This is a genomic window from Dyella sp. LX-66, from assembly GCF_018599165.1.
GTDB classification, from domain to species: Bacteria; Pseudomonadota; Gammaproteobacteria; order Xanthomonadales; family Rhodanobacteraceae; genus Dyella_D; species Dyella_D marensis.
The window spans coordinates 81,350-97,211 of sequence record NZ_JAHFVJ010000009.1; the positions used below are offsets into that span (position 1 = coordinate 81,350).

The 15,862-nt window shown below is 68.9% G+C and carries 15 protein-coding genes; 4 read left to right on the plus strand and 11 right to left on the minus strand.

Features of this window, described 5'->3' with window-relative positions; translation table 11 throughout:
• Window positions 1-92: 92 nt before the first annotated feature.
• The 5 genes from KK141_RS16950 to KK141_RS16970 form a co-directional block, all read right to left on the minus strand.
• Entirely contained in the window at window positions 93-926 is an 834-nt protein-coding gene (locus tag KK141_RS16950; protein WP_214571164.1) for a pirin family protein, read from the minus strand.
• A 90-nt stretch (window positions 927-1,016) separates the two neighbouring features.
• The gene (locus KK141_RS16955) at window positions 1,017-1,709 is read right to left on the minus strand and encodes a YecA family protein (RefSeq protein WP_214571165.1); all 693 of its coding nucleotides are present in this window, start codon (window positions 1,707-1,709) and stop codon (window positions 1,017-1,019) included.
• Window positions 1,709-2,476 carry an exodeoxyribonuclease III gene (gene xth / locus KK141_RS16960; protein ID WP_214571166.1) on the minus strand — a complete coding sequence of 256 codons (768 nt, stop codon included), beginning with the start codon at window positions 2,474-2,476 and terminating at the stop codon, window positions 1,709-1,711. The genes KK141_RS16955 and xth overlap by 1 nt, the downstream gene beginning before the upstream one ends.
• A gap of 90 nt (window positions 2,477-2,566) precedes the next feature.
• A complete protein-coding gene (locus KK141_RS16965; RefSeq protein ID WP_214571167.1) occupies window positions 2,567-4,651 on the minus strand; it encodes a hypothetical protein in 2,085 nt (694 codons plus the stop codon).
• 362 nt (window positions 4,652-5,013) lie between these two features.
• A complete protein-coding gene (locus KK141_RS16970) occupies window positions 5,014-7,116 on the minus strand; it encodes a M3 family metallopeptidase (protein ID WP_214571168.1) in 2,103 nt (700 codons plus the stop codon).
• Window positions 7,117-7,224: 108 nt separating this feature from the next.
• On the opposite strand from KK141_RS16970, the gene KK141_RS16975 reads away from it, so the two are divergent.
• From KK141_RS16975 to KK141_RS16985, 3 genes are all read left to right on the plus strand, one after another.
• Complete coding sequence (locus KK141_RS16975) at window positions 7,225-8,943, plus strand: patatin-like phospholipase family protein (RefSeq protein WP_214571169.1); 1,719 nt, start codon at window positions 7,225-7,227, stop codon at window positions 8,941-8,943.
• 471 nt (window positions 8,944-9,414) lie between these two features.
• Window positions 9,415-9,951, plus strand: a complete 537-nt coding sequence (locus KK141_RS16980; protein WP_214571170.1) for a gamma carbonic anhydrase family protein — start codon at window positions 9,415-9,417, stop codon at window positions 9,949-9,951.
• A complete protein-coding gene (locus KK141_RS16985; protein WP_214571171.1) occupies window positions 9,948-10,277 on the plus strand; it encodes a low molecular weight protein tyrosine phosphatase family protein in 330 nt (109 codons plus the stop codon). The genes KK141_RS16980 and KK141_RS16985 overlap by 4 nt, the downstream gene beginning before the upstream one ends.
• Window positions 10,278-10,289: 12 nt before the next feature.
• Here KK141_RS16985 and KK141_RS16990 read toward each other — a convergent pair whose 3' ends face one another.
• The 6 genes from KK141_RS16990 to aroE form a co-directional block, all read right to left on the minus strand.
• Complete coding sequence (locus KK141_RS16990) at window positions 10,290-10,844, minus strand: hypothetical protein (protein ID WP_214571172.1); 555 nt, start codon at window positions 10,842-10,844, stop codon at window positions 10,290-10,292.
• Window positions 10,845-10,963: 119 nt separating this feature from the next.
• Complete coding sequence (locus tag KK141_RS16995; protein WP_214571173.1) at window positions 10,964-11,269, minus strand: hypothetical protein; 306 nt, start codon at window positions 11,267-11,269, stop codon at window positions 10,964-10,966.
• Between the two features lie 60 nt (window positions 11,270-11,329).
• Window positions 11,330-12,289 carry an energy transducer TonB gene (locus KK141_RS17000; protein ID WP_214571174.1) on the minus strand — a complete coding sequence of 320 codons (960 nt, stop codon included), beginning with the start codon at window positions 12,287-12,289 and terminating at the stop codon, window positions 11,330-11,332.
• 113 nt (window positions 12,290-12,402) lie between these two features.
• Complete coding sequence (locus KK141_RS17005) at window positions 12,403-14,124, minus strand: peptide-N4-asparagine amidase (RefSeq protein ID WP_214571175.1); 1,722 nt, start codon at window positions 14,122-14,124, stop codon at window positions 12,403-12,405.
• Between the two features lie 220 nt (window positions 14,125-14,344).
• Entirely contained in the window at window positions 14,345-14,602 is a 258-nt protein-coding gene (locus KK141_RS17010) for a YkgJ family cysteine cluster protein (protein ID WP_214571176.1), read from the minus strand.
• Between the two features lie 3 nt (window positions 14,603-14,605).
• Window positions 14,606-15,436 carry a shikimate dehydrogenase gene (aroE, locus tag KK141_RS17015; protein WP_214571177.1) on the minus strand — a complete coding sequence of 277 codons (831 nt, stop codon included), beginning with the start codon at window positions 15,434-15,436 and terminating at the stop codon, window positions 14,606-14,608.
• Between the two features lie 168 nt (window positions 15,437-15,604).
• Here aroE and KK141_RS17020 point away from each other — a divergent pair, with 168 nt between their 5' ends.
• Window positions 15,605-15,862 (plus strand): hypothetical protein, encoded by a 258-nt coding sequence (locus KK141_RS17020; RefSeq protein WP_214571178.1) that lies wholly within the window; start codon window positions 15,605-15,607, stop codon window positions 15,860-15,862.

Genomic DNA, 15,862 nt, shown 5'->3' on the forward strand with positions numbered 1-15,862 from the left:
GGCTCACGGCTCCGACCGGCCCCTCACCTCAACCCTCTCTCCCACGGGGACTACCTTCGGGTCGCCCGGAGGGGAGAGGGGGCAGAAGTAAATCAGAACTTACCGTCGCGAAAATCCGCGATCGCCTGATGAATCTCCGCGGGCGTATTCATCACGAACGGTCCGTAGCGCGCCACGCTTTCGCCCAGCGGCTTGCCTGCTACCAGCAGCACGCGCGACGGCGCCTCGCGGCCGCCGATGCGCACCGAGCCGCCCTTCGATAGCACGGCCAGTTCGCTGCGGCTGAGCACGTCGCCGGCCACCTGGGCATCCGCGCCGTCGAACACGTAGGCGAAGGCGCTATGGCCTTCCGGCAGCGGCACTTCCAGCTGCGCGCCGGGCTGCAGGGCGATATCGAGATACACCGGCTGTGTGGCGATGCCGGCCACGGGGCCAGCCGCACCGAACACTTCGCCGGCGATGATCTTCACCTCCACGCCGTCCTGCGGGCGCACGGAGGGAATGCGCGCGGGGTCGATGTCCTGGTAGCGCGGCTCGGTCAGCTTGTCCTTCGCGGGCAGGTTCACCCACAGCTGGAAGCCCCACATCAGGCCGTTTTCCTGCTGCGGCATTTCCGAATGCAGGATGCCGCGGCCAGCGGTCATCCACTGCACGCTGCCGGGGCCGAGGTCGCCCTGGTTGCCGTGGTTGTCGCCGTGGCGCATATGGCCGGCGAGCATATAGGTCACCGTTTCGAAGCCGCGGTGCGGATGCTCGGGGAAGCCGGCGAGGTAATCGTCCGCGCTGTCGGAGCGGAATTCGTCCAGCAGCAGGAACGGATCCAGCATGTCCAGGCCGGGCTGGCCGATGATGCGCTTCAGGCGGACGCCCGCGCCGTCGGAGGTGTCGGTGCCGCGGATGCGGCGGATGATGCTGCGCTCGCTCATGATGGGACTCCGTAAGGAATGCGCCACATGATGGTTGCGCGGTCGGCCCGGTCCAAGCGGCGCCGCGCGAACGGATTGTTTCCTACGGCGTCAGTGCAGCCAGTGGCCGCTGCGGTGCCGCGGCGGCGCCTGGCCGCTGTCCTCGCCGCCGCCGGTACTGGCGGGGGCGGCCTGGGCCATGGCTTCCATGTCGGCCTCGGTCACCGGGTGCTGCTGCCAGTAATGCTCCACCGCGGACAGCACGGCGGGCAGCTGGGCCAGGCACTCGTCGTATTCGTCGTCGCTGAGCTTTTCGAAATCGGTCTCGGCGCTGAGGATGCCTTCGTCGACCGCCAGCGCCATCACCGGACCCAGCAGTTCCATCAGCGTAGGGTCGTCGGCCAGGCGCTTTTCCCACAGGCCGGCGCGCAGGTCGATGGCGCGGCTGAAGCCTTCGCACCAGCCGGCGGCGGACAGGGTGGGGCCGGTTTCGGTGTCGACTTCGCCCAGGATCGGCTCGTAGGCGTCGACGTCAAGTTCGGCGGCGATGGAGTCGTTGAGCTTGGCCAGCAGCGCCAGCACGCGGTTGCCTTCTTCCTCGTCGGCGAAGGGTTCGTGCAGCACTTCCGGCAGCCATTCTTCCGGCAGCACCTGCAGCGGGCCGACGGACAGCGCCGAGAGCATGCCGTGCACGCCGTCGAGCAGCAGGTCGCCGTCGCCGGAATGGGCGCGGAGATAGCGGTCCAGTTCGTCGAGCTCGTCGTCCGTGAGCGAACTGGGCCAGTCGGTCTTGTTCGTATTCATCAGATATCCAGATCCAGCGTCACCGGCGTGTGGTCCGAAGGCCTTTCCCAGCGGCGCGGCGTGCGGTCGATGGCTGCCGCCTTCGCCGCTTGTTTCAGTGCGTCGCCGACCAGGATCAGATCGATGCGCAAACCCATGTTGCGCCGGAACGCTGCCTGGCGGTAGTCCCACCAGCTGAAGTGTCCGGCTTCCTGTTGGAACAGGCGGAAGCTGTCGTGCAGCCCAAGCTCGGTGATCGCCTTGAGCGCAGCGCGCTCCGGCGGCGAGCACAGCACGTCCTCGCCCCAGGCCACCGGGTCGTAGACGTCGCGGTCGTCCGGCGCGATGTTGAAATCGCCCAGCACCACCAGGTGCGGGTGGCGCTTGTGTTCCGCTTCCAGGAAATCGCGCACCTTGGCCAGCCAGTCGAGCTTGTAGGCGTATTTCTCGTCGCCCACTGCCTTGCCGTTGACCACGTACAGATCCACCACGCGCACGCCGCCGACGGTGGCGGCGAGGATGCGCCGCTGCGGGTCGTCCAGGCCGGGGATGTCGGTGACGACGTCGGTGGGTTCCTCGCGGGCCAGGATGGCCACGCCGTTGTAAGTCTTCTGCCCGGAGTACACGGCGCGGTAGCCGGCGGCGGCCAGCTCGTCGACCGGGAACTTGGCGTCCTCCAGCTTGGTTTCCTGCAGCGCGATGACGTCGGGCTTGGCCTCGGCCGCCCACTCGGTGAGCTGCGGCAGGCGGACCTTGAGCGAGTTGACGTTCCAGGAGGCGATTTTCATGCCCGGCATTGTAGGGGGATGCCGCCGCTTCGGCACTCCGCCCGGCCCAGGGGAGGCCGGCTTGTGACCGACCTCCCGCTGCGCCCCTGCTTACAGGTGGCTGAGCACGAAGGCCCGCGCATCCCAGCCGTCGTAGTTGGACAGGCGGCCCCACCCGTTGGTCGCCATCGCATAGACCGACAGGTTCTCGGTGAATCCCGCCACCGTGCAGCCGCCGGTGCAGCCCGGCGCGGGATTGGTGGTCATCAGGTAGCCGACCGAACGCGTCTCGCTGAAGCTGCCGCCGCCCACCGCGCCGCTGTCGGACAGCACATCGCGCGCGCCACGCCGGACCAGGAAGCCATAGGTGGCGAAGCCGTGCGGATGGCTGGCCTGCCACGGCATCGTCACGTTGTCGCCGTCGGTGTGGTAGCCCAGCACGCCGCAGCAATCGTCCGCGCCGGTGCCGCCGACCATCGGCGCACCGATATGCGCCGAGCATGGCTCGTTGTTCACGTGCAAGGTGAGCACCATCGCACTGCCTTGCACCAGGCCGGCGCCCAGGCCCAGCTGCGGGTCGCTGGCCTTGATGGTGTGGATGTTGCCGCCGCCATCGACATAGGTCGGCACGTAGTAGTCGATGCCCAGCGCGCCGATGTTCACCGGCAGGCCGGCCGCATCGAACAGCTCCAGCCGCAGCTGCACCAGGCCGTCCAGGATCGGCGCGCCGCCGAGCGCGGTGGTGGTGTCGAACTTGCCGTTGGCGGTGTCTTCCACCGCGTCGGCCACGCTCCACTGGCCGGCCGGCGGCACCGCGGGCGGGATCTCGAACAGATTGCCTTCGCTGCCGGCCACCTGCGGACCGAGCGGGTACGCCGTCAGCACCAGGTCGGTGCCGATCATCTGCGCATAGTGGCGGCTGATCGCGGCATTGAGCGGCTTGTACTGGCTGTCCGGTTCGCCATCGCGCTTCCACGACAGGCGGTAGAACTTCACGCCCAGGCTGTCGCGCAACGCGTTGTCGAAGTCCAGCCGCGGCATCAGCACGCCGCCCCACGGCGCGCCACCGCCGGTTAGACCAACGTTGCCGGCATTGCTGCTGCCGGCCAGGGTCTGCGCACTGCCGCGGATGTCGTCCAGCGAATGGTTGCCGATGGCGGTGAACAGCACCCAGTTGTTGCCGGCGATCACCGGCGCGCATGGGCGGCAGGTCATGGCCAGCGGGTTGGTTACGTGCAGGGTGACTTCGGTGCCGCACTGATAATCCCACCAGGTGTGGCAGGCGACCGGCGTCGGCGCGTACAGCGTTACCTCGAAGAAACCGAACAGCCGCTGCTTCACCTTGAAGTACAGGTCTGGCTGGTCCGGATTGCGGAAGCCCTTGAAGATGAAGCGCGCGAAATGCCCGCATTCGTCAGTGGCGACGGTGCCGATCAGCTGCATGGTGACGAAGCGCGGATACAGCCAGCACAGGATCGGCCGGATCAGCTGCGCATGCTCCACCAGCGATTGCTGGAACATCTGCGCGCTGCCGCTCATCGCCGCGAAGCGCAGCTTCTGGTTGCCGGCGGCGGCGTGCAGCGCCTCCAGCGAAGCTTCGTCCACCTGGTGCGCGTTGATCTCCTCCACCGGGCCGGGCCCCGGCAGCGGACGCGGCGGCTGCCGGCCGGCGAGAATCTCGCGCAGATGGTCGATCACATACGGCGGCAGCTTCGGCAGCACGATCCACAGCGGATCGACCTCGTAGATCTCCACCGTGGCGTGACACACCGGGAAATCCACCGACACGCCGTCGCGCACCACGCGCTTGAGCACCGTGCCCTTGACCAGGCACAGCCCGAGCAACCAGTAGCGCCACACATCCGGGAACACCGGAATGCGCAGATCCGGCGCGGTGTCGCCGGGGCGCAGCGTGATGTGCCGCTCGATCGCGCCGCGGCGCAGCAGCTCGTCCAGCGCGGGCGGCTGCTTCTCTTCCGGCGCGGGTCCCAGCACCACGCGCACGGCGGAAGCTTCGCGCGCTACGGGCAGTTCGAGCTTGGTCTCGCCCTTCTCGCCCAAGGCCGCGTAGGAGAGGAGGCGGCCGCCATCGCTATAGGCGTAGGCGGCGACGGCGGGACGCTGGTCGGTGCTTTCCGCCTTGAGGAACTCGGCGGCGACGCGAAGCGTGATGGATGCATTGTCTGATTTGGCCATGACAGTAAGGCTCCGAATGGGCGGTAACAGGCGCACGCAGGCGCCGATGGCTGATCGCGAGACGATTCGTAAGACGATCAGGGCCGCTATTCGTAGCCGCGCGCGACGCGCGGAACCATTCGGCAAATGAGTTAAATCCAAGCGCTTAGAACGCTTAGCGCCAAGGCCGTAGGGGAAGGCCCACACGTTGCGCGCGAGCGTGGCGGCGAGGATGAATGTATTGAGGCGAAAAATATCGACCGGCGCACGCGCACACCGCCGTCCCGTGGCGTTGCGCCACGAGACCCATGCCGTTCGATGTAAGGGATCGCTGATGCCGCGCCGAACGTCCCGCGGCGAAACCGCGGGGCGTTCGCTTGCGCTCAGCTCAGCCCGTGGCTGCGCAGCAGCGCATCGGGTTCGGGCTTGCGGCCGCGGAAGGCGACGAAACTGTCCAGCGCCGGGCGGCTCGCGCCCACGGCCAGCACCTCGCGGCGGAAGCGCTCGCCGGTGTCGCGGTCGATCACGCTGCCGCCTGCCTGCGCGGCATCCTCGAACGCACCGAACGCATCGGCGCTGAGCAGCTCCGCCCACAGATAGCTGTAGTAACCGGCCGCATAGCCGCCCGCGAAGATATGCGTGAAGCCGTTGGGGAAGCGCTGCCAGATCGGCGGATGCAGCACCGCCACCTCGCGCCGCACTTCCTCCAGCACGGAGAGCGGACGCGCGCCCTGCGCCGCTTCGTATTCCAGGTGCAGGCGGAAATCGAACATAGCGAATTCCAGCTGGCGCACCAGAAACAGGCCGGCATGGAAATGCCGCGCGGCCAGCATGCGCTGGAACAGTTCTTCCGGCAGCGGCTCGCCGGTCTGCCAGTGGCGCGCGAACAGGTCCAGCGCCTGGCGGTTCCAGCCGAAGTTCTCCATGAACTGGCTGGGCAGTTCCACCGCATCCCATTCCACGCCGTCGATGCCGCCGATCGAAGGCAGCGCGATCTCGGTCAGCAGGTGATGCAGGCCGTGGCCGAATTCGTGGAACAGGGTCAGCACGTCGTCGTGGGTGAGCAGGGCCGGGCGGCCCTCGGTCGGAGGCGCGAAATTGCAGGTGAGGAAAGCCACCGGCAGCTGTTCCTGTGCGCCTTCGCCGAAGCGCGAGCGGCATACGTCCATCCACGCGCCGCCGCGCTTGCCGGAACGCGCGTAGAGGTCGACATAGGCGCCGGCGAACACGCGGCCGCCGGCATCGCGCACGTCGTAATAGCGCACGTCCGGATGCCACACGTCGACGCCGTCGCGCGGCGCCAGCGTCACGCCGTACAGGCGCTGCACCAGGCCGAACAGGCCGTCGATCACCGCCGGCAGCGGGAAGTAGGGCTTGAGCTGCTCTTCGTCGAGGTCGTAGCTGCGCTGGCGCAGTTTTTCGGAAGCGTAGGCAACGTCCCAGGATTCGAGGTTGTCCAGCTTCAGTTCTTTCGCGGCGAATTCGCGCAGTTCCGCCAGCTCCTTGCGCGCGACCGGACGGGCGCGCTGGGCCAGGTCGTGCAGGAACTCCATCACTTCGGTGGGCGAGGCCGCCATCTTGGTCGCCAGCGATTCTTCCGCCGCATTGGCGAAGCCCAGCAGCTGCGCGGCCTCGTGGCGCAGCGCCACGATGCGCTCGATGCGCGGGCCGTTGTCGAACTTGCCGGCATGCGGACCCTGGTCCGAAGCGCGCGTCTGGTAAGCCCAGTACACGCGCTCGCGCAAGCCGCGGTTGTCGGCATAGGTCAGCACCGCCTGCACGCTGGGCTGCTTGAGCGTGACCAGATAACCATCCAGGTTCTGCTCGCGCGCGTACTGGCGCAGCACGGCGCGGCCGGATTCGGGGATGCCGGCGAGGTCGCGCTCGTCGGTGATGTGCTGGTGCCAGGCGTCGGTGGCGTCGAGCACCGCATTGGAGAACTCGGTGGAAAGCTTGCTGAGCTCCACGCCGATCTCGCGGTAGCGCGTGCGCTCCGGTTCTTCCAGCGCCACACCGGAGAGGCGGAAGTCGCGCAGCGCATGCTCGACCAGGGTGCGCTCCGGCTGTGCCAGCGCGGCGAACTCCGGCGCGTCGGCCAGCGCCTGCACGGCCTGGTACAGCGCGCGGTTCTGGCCCAGCTCGATGCCGTGCTCGGTGAGTTTTTCCTCGGCCGGACCATAGGCCTCGCGCAGCGCTTCGCTGTCGGCCACCGAATGCAGATGCCCCACCGGCGCCCAGGCGCGCGACACGCGCTGCTCCAGGCGTTCCTGCGCCAGCATCAGGCCGGCGAAATCGCGCGGGCCACCATCGGCGGTGAGCTGGTCGATGGCGTCGCGGTAGTCGGCTAGCAGTTCGTCGATGGCGGGACCGACGTGCTGCGGCTTGATGCGCGAGAAGGCCGGTAGTTCGCCGCCGTCCAGCAGCGGGTTGTCGTGCGCCGGAGCGGCGTGCGCCTGGGTGTCCCGGGCGGTGTTTTCGTGAGCCATGCGTCTCTCCTTGGGAGCGCCAGCGTGGCGACGGGCCTGGGCGAAATCAAGGCCGGAAGGGGCGCGCTTACGCCGAGGTGTCATATAGCGCGCCCTACCATGGCCTTTATGCGTCAAACGGATTTCAGCGACCTGTTGCGTCAAAGCGACGTGTTCGGCCACCTCGGCGACGAGGCCCTGGCCGACCTCGCCGATGGCCTGGTCTGGTTCAGCCTTCCCGGCGGCCGGCCGCTGTTCAAGGCGGGCGAGGCGGCCGACGCCATGTATCTGCTGGTCAGCGGCAGCCTGGGCCTGTTCGACGAAGACGAGCCGGCACGCCTGGTGCATCTGGTCTCGGCCGGCGACAGCGTGGGCGAGATCGGCCTGGTCAGCGGCGACGCCCGCCAGCTCACCGTGCGCGCCCTGCGCGACTGCGAACTGCTGCGGCTGGACCGCGCGGCGTTCGAAGCGCTGGCCGGACGCCATCCGCAGGCCATGCTCGGCATCGCCCGCGTGGCGGTGGCACGCCTGCAGCGGCGCCTGCGCAAGGAGGAAAGCCCCGGCGTGGCGCGCACCTTCGCCCTGCTGCCGCCGGATGCCGAGGTGCCCGCGCGCACCCTCGCCATGCAGCTGGCGATGGCGCTGGAAGCGTATGGCAGCTGCATCGTGATCGACGGCGAGCAGGGCGCCGGCCGGGGCAGCGACTGGTTCGCCGCGCGCGAGGCGCAGGCCCGCTTCGTGATTTACCTGGACACCCAGGGCGACCCGCTGTGGCGCCAGCGCTGCCTGCGCCAGGCCGACGTACTGCTGCTGCCGGCCCAAGCCGCACGGCCGGCGCGGCCGTGGCCGGAAGCGGCGATTCTCGATCCCTCGCGCCTCGGGCACCGGCCACGGCATCTGATCCTGCTGCAGGCCGGCCGCCAGCCCAGCCTGGGCGCGGCGCAGCGCTGGCGCGCACCGTTCAGCGGCGAACTGCAGCACCACCACGTCGGCGGCCAGGCGGATATCGCTCGGCTGGCGCGCCTGGTCAGCGGCAACGCGCGCGGCCTGGTGCTGGCCGGCGGCGGCGCCCGCGGCCTGGCGCATCTGGGCGCGCTGCGCGCCCTGAAGGAAGCCGGCCATGAATTCGACTGCGTCGGCGGCACCAGCATCGGCGCGATCATCGGCGCCGGCGTCGCCGCCGGCTGGGGCCTGGAGGAAATGACCGAGGTCTACCGCCGCGCCTTCGTCCAAGGCCGCCCGCTCTCGGACTGGACCCTGCCCGTCGTCGCCCTGACCCGCGGCCGCCGCGCCGCCAGCATGCTGCGCCGCGCCTTCGGCGCCCTGGACATCGAAGACCTCAAGCTACCGTTCTTCTGCGTCGCCACCTGCCTGTCGGGCGACGGCATGGTGGTGCAACGCGGCGGCCCCCTATGGATGTGGCTACGCGCCTCCAGCGCTATCCCCGGCGTCCTCCCACCCGTACTGCACCGCGGCCGCGTCTACGTAGACGGCGCCCTGGTCGACAACCTCCCCACCGACGTCATGTCCACCGACGGCATCGCCCACATCACCGCCATCGACATCCGCGCCGACATCTCCCTCCTCACCACCGCCGAGGAATACAGCACCCCACCATGGTGGCGATTGATGCTGCAGCGCCAAGCCATCCAGCGCCCCGGCCTGGTGTCCACACTGGTACGCGCGGCGATGGTCAACAGCGAGGGCGCCAGCGAACACCGCCGCGGGTTGGCGGATGTACTGGTGACGCCGCCACTGGAACATGTGAGCGTGCTCGATTGGGGTGACTGGGAGAGGGCAGTGGAGGCGGGTTATCGCGAGACGATGCGGGTGCTGGAGAACTCGTAAAGCCAAGCTCACGCGCGGCCTTCGGTTAGCGATGTCGTGGCAAGCCCCGGCCCCTCACCCCGCCCTCTCCCCGGAGGGGAGAGGGAGAAGTGCGGTGACGTCGCAAACAGGAACGAAGAGCAAAAGCTGGCCTCGAGTCTTGAATCTCCTCTCGGCCACGGCACGTTGAAGAACCCGCTACGTAAACGCACCGTCGTTTCGTGTCGACTCTGGTTAATCCGTTTACCGCAGCCGTCACTGCTCCTTCTAGTCGCGTCGCGAGCCTTGGCTCTAAGGCCATTTCTTTTGGGTTACTTTTTCTTTGGGCCAGCAAAGAAAAAGTGACTCGGGCGCCGGCAGGCGCACGAAATGCCCGCTGCATAAGCGGCCAAATCGCGCTATCGCGACAATCGAACGTGGTCGTTACTGGATCCCGGCCTACGCCGGGATGACGAACTAGCGCTCCCCCCACCGCGCAAGGACAATGCGCAAATGAGCAACCTCCGCACCTACCGGGGCATCGCCCCCACCCTCGGCGCCCGCGTCTACGTAGACCCCGCCGCCACCATCATCGGCGCAGTCGAACTGGCAGACGACACCTCCATCTGGCCCGGCGCCATCCTCCGTGGCGACGTCCACCACATCCGCATCGGCCCCCGCAGCAACATCCAGGACGGCAGCATCATCCACGTCACCCACGACGGCCCCTACTCCCCCGGCGGCTTTCCCACCCTGGTCGGCGAAGGCGTCACCATCGGCCACGCCGCCGTCATCCACGCCTGCACCATCGAGGACTACTGCCTCATCGGCATGCACGCCACCGTGCTCGACGGCGCCACCGTGAAGAAATACGGCTTCGTCGCCGCCGGCGCCGTCATCCCGCCCGGCAAAGTAGTGGGCGAACGCGAACTGTGGGTAGGCAACCCTGCCAGGTGCGTGCGCCTGCTCAGCGACAAGCAGGTCGAGCAGCTGCATTACTCCGCCGACCACTACGTACGCCTGAAGGACGAGTACCTCGCCGCCGGATGAGCACGCTGCGCGTCCTGTTCCTGTGCAGCCGCAACCGGCTGCGCAGTCCCACGGCGGAACAGGTGTTCCGCAGCTGGCCCGGCGTGGAAGTGGATTCCGCCGGGCTCGCCACCGACGCCGAAACACCGGTATCGGCCGAACATATCGACTGGGCCGAACTCATCGTGGTGATGGAGAACGCGCACCGGCGCCGGCTGCAGTCGCACTATGCGCGGCAGCTCAAGGACAAGCGCGTGGTGGTGCTGGGTATTCCCGACGACTACGCCTTCATGCAGCCCGAACTGGTCGAGCTGCTGCTGCGCAAGGCCGGCCCGCTGCTGCGCTGAACCGGCCTGCGCTTATTGCGCCGGTGCCGAAGACGACGACGTCGCCTGCGACTGAATCACCGCCGCGCGCGCTTCGTCCTCGCGCACCTGGATCTGCCGCTGCGCATCGAGCTTGCCGCCGAGCAGCGCCAGTTTGTAATTGGTGCCGTCGAATTCGCGCAGCAGGCTCAGCTCGCGCTGTGCCTCGTCGAGATTGTTGTCGTTGATGGCGCGCTCGATGTCGTCCGCGGCCGGCTCGAACAATTCGTGCAGGCCCGCGGTCGCGGCGGCGTTGTCCGGTTCCAGCTGCAGCGCGCTGAGATAGAACTCGAACGCATTGGCGCCGGCCGGCGCGATCAGCCGCTTCTCGTCCACCGCGCTCTTGGCCAGGCCGAGCATGATGCCGACGCCGCTCTCTTGGCCGCCGCTGCTGGCCGCTTCGGCCGGTCCCTTGGCTTGAAGGCCCGCACCATCCATGGCGGGCGTGCGCAGGAACGCATACGCGGCAATCGCCGCGGCCGCGAGCAGCGCAATGGAAACCACAAGCAGGCCGCGTCGGGGAAACGCGGCGGGGAACGCACGGGACATGACTGCTGGCCGATGGGATGGAGCGCCCTACACGTGCATTTCACACGGCAGGACGGCGCGCCACGGTAGTCCCGGCAGATGTCAGCGATGTGACGTGCTTGGCAATCGCTTTGTGACGATCAACGGAAGCCGCCGCCGGTGATGCGACCGTCCTTGTCCAGCTCGGGAAAGTAGCGGCTGTTGTTGCTGCGCATTTCCATGGTGGTGACCATATCCGGCGTGACCAGCTGCACGTCGGGGTAGCGCGCATGGAACTGCGCGGGCGTGGGATGCGTGGCGATAAAGGCGTCGAACGCCGCCGTGTCGGTGACGAAACCGGCGACGGGTTTCGCGTCCGTCGTCGCGCCGTCATGCGTCGTGTCATGGCAGGCGCCGGTGGCGATCGCGGCGGCGAGCAGGAACAGAGCGGGCATGGCCTTGCGCATGGCGTGGTTCTCCTGGAAGCAGGCGGCAATTATGCGCCGCGCCGCGCTCTCAGATGGAATTCACTGATGGAATTCGATGCGCTGGCGCACTTCCATCGGCACCGCGTTGCCGTCGCGCGTACCCGGGGTGAATTGCCAGCGTTCCACCGCGGTGAGCGCGGAGCGGTCGAACACGTTGCGCGGCTCGGCGCCGATCACGCCGGCATGGCTGACCGAGCCGTCGGCTTCCACGGTGAAGCGCACGTCGACCCAGCCTTGCCGGCGCGTGCGGCGCGCGTCGTCCGGGTAATACGGCTCGACGCGGCGCTTGAGCACCGGCGAGGTGCTGGCCGCAACAGCAGCGGGCGCGGCCGGATGCGGTGCCGGGGTTTCCACCGGTGCGGCAGCTGCGGGATGCGCCGCCGGCGGCGGCGCATGGTTCGCCACCACCGGCGCGGGTGCGGCGGCCACCGGCGGCGCGGCGGGACGCGCCTGCGCCTTCTGCGCCGCGGCCTGCGCCAGCTGCTCTTCCTTGCGCCGCTGGTCTTCCGCCACCTGCGCCTGGGCCTGCAGCTTGGCGCGCAGGATGGTGAGCGTGTAGTTGGTCGGATCCGCGCGGGTCAGCAGGTCGATCTCGCGCTGCGCCTCGGCCGCATTACCCTGCCCGATGGTCTGCTCGGCCGCGTTGGCGGCGAACGGGAACAGCTCGCGCAGCGCGTCCTGCGCCACGCGGTTGGCCGGTTCCTGCTTCAGCACGCGCAGATACCACTCCACCGCGTTGTCGCCGGCCGGCGCCAGCAGGCGCTGCTGCGCCACCGAGGCGCGCGCGCGCTTAAGCAGGTCGGCCACGCCGCCGGGCGCGCCTTCGCGATGGATCTCGCCGCTGTCGGCGGCGGCGGTTTCGGCCGGGGCCGGCACATCGCGGTTGGCGTGCAGCAGCCAGGCGATCACGCCGCCGGCGCCGGCGAGCAGCACAACGAGGATCAGCAGGGCGTAACGGGTCGCACCAGCAGTGCGGCGGGGAGAGTCGAGCTTGGACATGGCGGCTTCGGCGTGGGGAGACGCGGGGCGCGCCAGCTTAGGGAGGCGATATTGCGGAGATGTTGCCCGCAAAAAGCAAGCGCGCGCCGCCGGAGGGCGGCGCGCGCCGATTCTTACCAGAGCACCTGCAGATTACGGCTGTCGGGCGAACCGTCCGGATGGGCGATCCACCACACCCGATTTTGCCCGCCGGGGCAGCCGGTGCCGGAGGCATAGCTGGCGAGCGCGCCGGTATCGGTGGCGAGGTCCACGCGATAGCAGCTGCCGTAGCTGTCGCGGAAGCGGTAGCCCTGCGTGCTGTGCTGGTCGGTGTGGCTGGTGAGCGCACCGCTGGCGTCGAAGTTGAGCGTGTCGCCGGTGTCGATGGTGTTGCTCAGATCCGCCGCATAGGTGGGGAAGCCCAGCCAGCGGCGTTCGGCGTGGCTGGTCAGGCCCTGGTGCACGGTGCTGGCCGCGCTGAGGCTGCCATCGGTGGCCAGCACCTGGTTGTAGTCCACGCGCAGCGGATACGAAGCCTGCTGGCGCGACTCCACCGTCAGCAGCGGCCCGATCCGGCTGCGGCTGACGCTGTCGACGCTGGTTACCTGTGCGGAGATCTGGTGGAAGGTCGACGCATTGATGACGAAGCTCTGCGTGTCGTCGAAGCCCACCGTCTGCGCCACCGTGCTGACCACGCGGCCGCTGGAGGTGGTGGTGTAGCCCTCGATCACGAACTGGCGCGAGAGCTTGGTGGTGATGTCGCCCGTCAGGTTGCCGCTGGAGTCGGTGACCAGGGTGTCGCCAATGGTCGGCGTCGGCGCCTGGCCGGCGAGCGTGTTGCGCGTAACGTGGCCGGTCACCTGCTTCGCATGCGGATCGCGATACACCAGCAGCGCCGCGGTGGCGGAGAAATAACCGTGCGCACCGGCCACGTTCACCGCCACTTCGTGCGGCGTGCCGTCGCTGAGCTGGCCGGCGAACGGCGTGAGATCCACGCGGTAGGGCATGAAGTTCAGCGTCTGCACGCCAGGCGTCGGACGCCACATATAAGGATCGATGCCGCCGGTGTAGATCCACGGATAGATCGGCGCCACGCCGGCCGGCTGGCCGTCGATGCTGACCTCGGCCTCGCGGAAATTGCCGCCGCCGCATTCCTGCGTCTGCGCGGCGTACTGGTCCGGCACGCAGGTGTACCAGAACTCGTCGCCGCTCTGGCTCTGCGCGAACACGTCCAGATAGGCGCGCACCACGTTGCGCGGCAGCGTGAGCGTCTTCGCCAGCTTGTCGGTCGGCGTATTGAGCGTGGTGGTGTTGCCGATCGGGTCGGCGCCGAGCGGATACACCGCGTCCGGCACCGGCGCGGCCGGCGCGATCAGCGAGGCGGGATAGAACAACAGGCGCGCGCTGCCGTGGATCACACCGGTGTAGGTGTCGTTGACGACATTGCCGATCACCGCCTGGCCCTTGCCGGGGCTGCGCAGCAGGGCGTCGTAGTCGGTGAGGTCGCGCTCCACGTGCCAGCTCGGCGACACCGTGGCCGAGGGTTCCTGGGTGGTGCCGAAGTAGATGTTCACGCCGCCCAGCCACAGGTTGGCGGTGCGGTCGAACTGGCGTCCGGCGGTAACCGAGAAATCCGCTTCCAGCACCACCTTCGACCACTTGCCCGCACAGCCGGCGGGCGGCGCGTAGTCGTAGGGGCGCGCACTGAAATCGTTGAAGACGTCATCGTTGAACAACTGCACCACGCACGGCGTGCCCGGCGGACGCGGCACGGCCGGATCGGCCACCACCACGCCCTTCGCACCGATCGGCGGGTCTCCCGCCGCCGCGTGCGCCGCGGCCATGCTCCCGAACATGGCAAACAGTCCGACGGCAATCGCCGGACCGAGACGTACGGAACCCTTCGACGACATGATGCTCTCTCCCCGCATGATGTGGCTCCCCCTGGTCGGCGAACGCTAGCACGCGAAGCTTCGCAGGAGCTTGCGGGATCTTGCTGGAAATCGGCATTTGGACGTCTAAATGATTTTTTAAACGTCTAAGTCGCGCGCTTCCATCAAAGCTGTTCCACCGGCGTTACGCCGTGGCCGCTTCCATCGCCGCCAGGTAGCGCAAGGCATGCGCGCTGCCGTCGCCGCACATCGCCGCTTCCGGCCGCAGCCGCGAGCACACCGCCGGCCGTTCGGGCCGGCCGAAGATGGCGCAGCGGTTGTCCCCGGTGAGCTGGATGCAGCGCACCCCGGCCGGCTTGCCCTGGGGCATGCCGGGAATCGGCGAGCTGATCGACGGCGCGATGCAGCAGGCGCCGCAGCCGGGGCGGCAGGCCAGGCTCATGGCTCAGCCGTACTGGCGGCGCAGTTCGTCGTGCACCGGGTCGGTGTCGGGGCGCTTGCCGTGCCACAGCTCGAACGCGTCGGCGGCGGTTTCCAGCAGCATGCCGAGGCCGTCGAAGGCATGCAGCGCGTTGGCCGCGCGGGCCCAGGCGACGAAGTTGGCGGCGGCCTTGCCGTAGGAGAGGTCGTAGCAGGTGGCGCGGTTGCCGACGAAGCCGAACGGCAGGTCCAGCGGCTTGCCCAGCACGCCGGCCGAGGTGGCGTTGATGATCAGGTCGAAGCTGCCGATGTCGTCCAGGTCTTCCCAGTAGCGGGTATGCGCGCGCGCCGGCTCGCCGATGGCGTCGGCCAGCGCGTCGGCGGTTTCCGGCGTGCGGTTGACGATGGTCAGCGTGCGCACGCCGGCATCCAGCAGCGACCAGGCCACGCCGCGCGCGGCGCCGCCGGCGCCCAGCAGCAAGGCGTCGTGGCCGCGCAGGTCCATGCGGTGGCGTTCGGTGAGATCGCGCACCAGGCCGGCGCCGTCGGTGTTGTGCGCGGCGATGCGGCCGTCCGGCAGCGGGGTGAGCACGTTGGCGGTGCCGGCGCGCACGGCCGCTTCGCTGCGCTCGTCGGCCAGCGTGAACGCGGCGGCCTTGTGCGGCAGGGTGACGTTGGCGCCGCGGCCGCCCTCGGCGAAGAAGCGCCGCGCACTGGCGGCGAATTCGGCCGGCGCGGCATCGATGGTGCGGTACTCCAGCGCGATGCCGAACTGCCGCGCGAAGGCCTGGTGGATCTGCGGCGACAGGGAGTGGGCGATCGGGTGGCCGAAGACGGCGAACTGCGCTGCGCTCATCGAATGCTCCTTGGAAAGAATGGCGGCCGCCGCGAGGCGGGCGGGCGACCGCAGCCGGACATTCTAATCCCGCCCGGAGGCGGTCCAAAGCGCGCCGCTGCCACGGTCGCAACCTATGAGATGAGCCACCCGCAAACTGCTCTCCATCGACCACGACGGACCGCCGCCATGCGCACGCAGACCTCCGATGCCGCCCGCCACCACCGCCTCGCCGCCGGCGCCCTGCTGTGGCTGCTGGCCGGCGCCGTGCTGCTGCTGACCACCCTGGTGCCGGCGCGTACCGACCTGCTCGGCTGGACGCCGGCGTTCTGGCTGCTGGGCGCGCCGCTGGCCCTGCTGCTGGTGCTGGACCCGCGCCTGCCGCGCGACCTGCTCGCGCTGGCGCTGCGCCGCCGGCCGCGGGCACGCCAGGCCGTGTGGCACTGA

Bases quoted from the DNA above. Each gene is read 5' to 3' on its own strand.
- KK141_RS16995 (WP_214571173.1), bottom strand. From the start codon at position 11,269: ATGCGCAAGGCCATGCCCGCTCTGTTCCTGCTCGCCGCCGCGATCGCC.
- KK141_RS17000 (WP_214571174.1), bottom strand. From the start codon at position 12,289: ATGTCCAAGCTCGACTCTCCCCGCCGCACTGCTGGTGCGACCCGTTAC.
- xth (WP_214571166.1), bottom strand. From the start codon at position 2,476: ATGAAAATCGCCTCCTGGAACGTCAACTCGCTCAAGGTCCGCCTGCCG.
- KK141_RS16970 (WP_214571168.1), bottom strand. From the start codon at position 7,116: ATGGCTCACGAAAACACCGCCCGGGACACCCAGGCGCACGCCGCTCCG.
- KK141_RS16980 (WP_214571170.1), top strand. From the start codon at position 9,415: ATGAGCAACCTCCGCACCTACCGGGGCATCGCCCCCACCCTCGGCGCC.
- KK141_RS16950 (WP_214571164.1), bottom strand. From the start codon at position 926: ATGAGCGAGCGCAGCATCATCCGCCGCATCCGCGGCACCGACACCTCC.
- KK141_RS17005 (WP_214571175.1), bottom strand. From the start codon at position 14,124: ATGTTCGGGAGCATGGCCGCGGCGCACGCGGCGGCGGGAGACCCGCCG.
- KK141_RS17020 (WP_214571178.1), top strand. From the start codon at position 15,605: ATGCGCACGCAGACCTCCGATGCCGCCCGCCACCACCGCCTCGCCGCC.
- KK141_RS16990 (WP_214571172.1), bottom strand. From the start codon at position 10,844: ATGTCCCGTGCGTTCCCCGCCGCGTTTCCCCGACGCGGCCTGCTTGTG.
- KK141_RS16965 (WP_214571167.1), bottom strand. From the start codon at position 4,651: ATGGCCAAATCAGACAATGCATCCATCACGCTTCGCGTCGCCGCCGAG.
- KK141_RS16955 (WP_214571165.1), bottom strand. From the start codon at position 1,709: ATGAATACGAACAAGACCGACTGGCCCAGTTCGCTCACGGACGACGAG.
- KK141_RS16985 (WP_214571171.1), top strand. From the start codon at position 9,948: ATGAGCACGCTGCGCGTCCTGTTCCTGTGCAGCCGCAACCGGCTGCGC.
- KK141_RS16975 (WP_214571169.1), top strand. From the start codon at position 7,225: ATGCGTCAAACGGATTTCAGCGACCTGTTGCGTCAAAGCGACGTGTTC.
- KK141_RS17010 (WP_214571176.1), bottom strand. From the start codon at position 14,602: ATGAGCCTGGCCTGCCGCCCCGGCTGCGGCGCCTGCTGCATCGCGCCG.
- aroE (WP_214571177.1), bottom strand. From the start codon at position 15,436: ATGAGCGCAGCGCAGTTCGCCGTCTTCGGCCACCCGATCGCCCACTCC.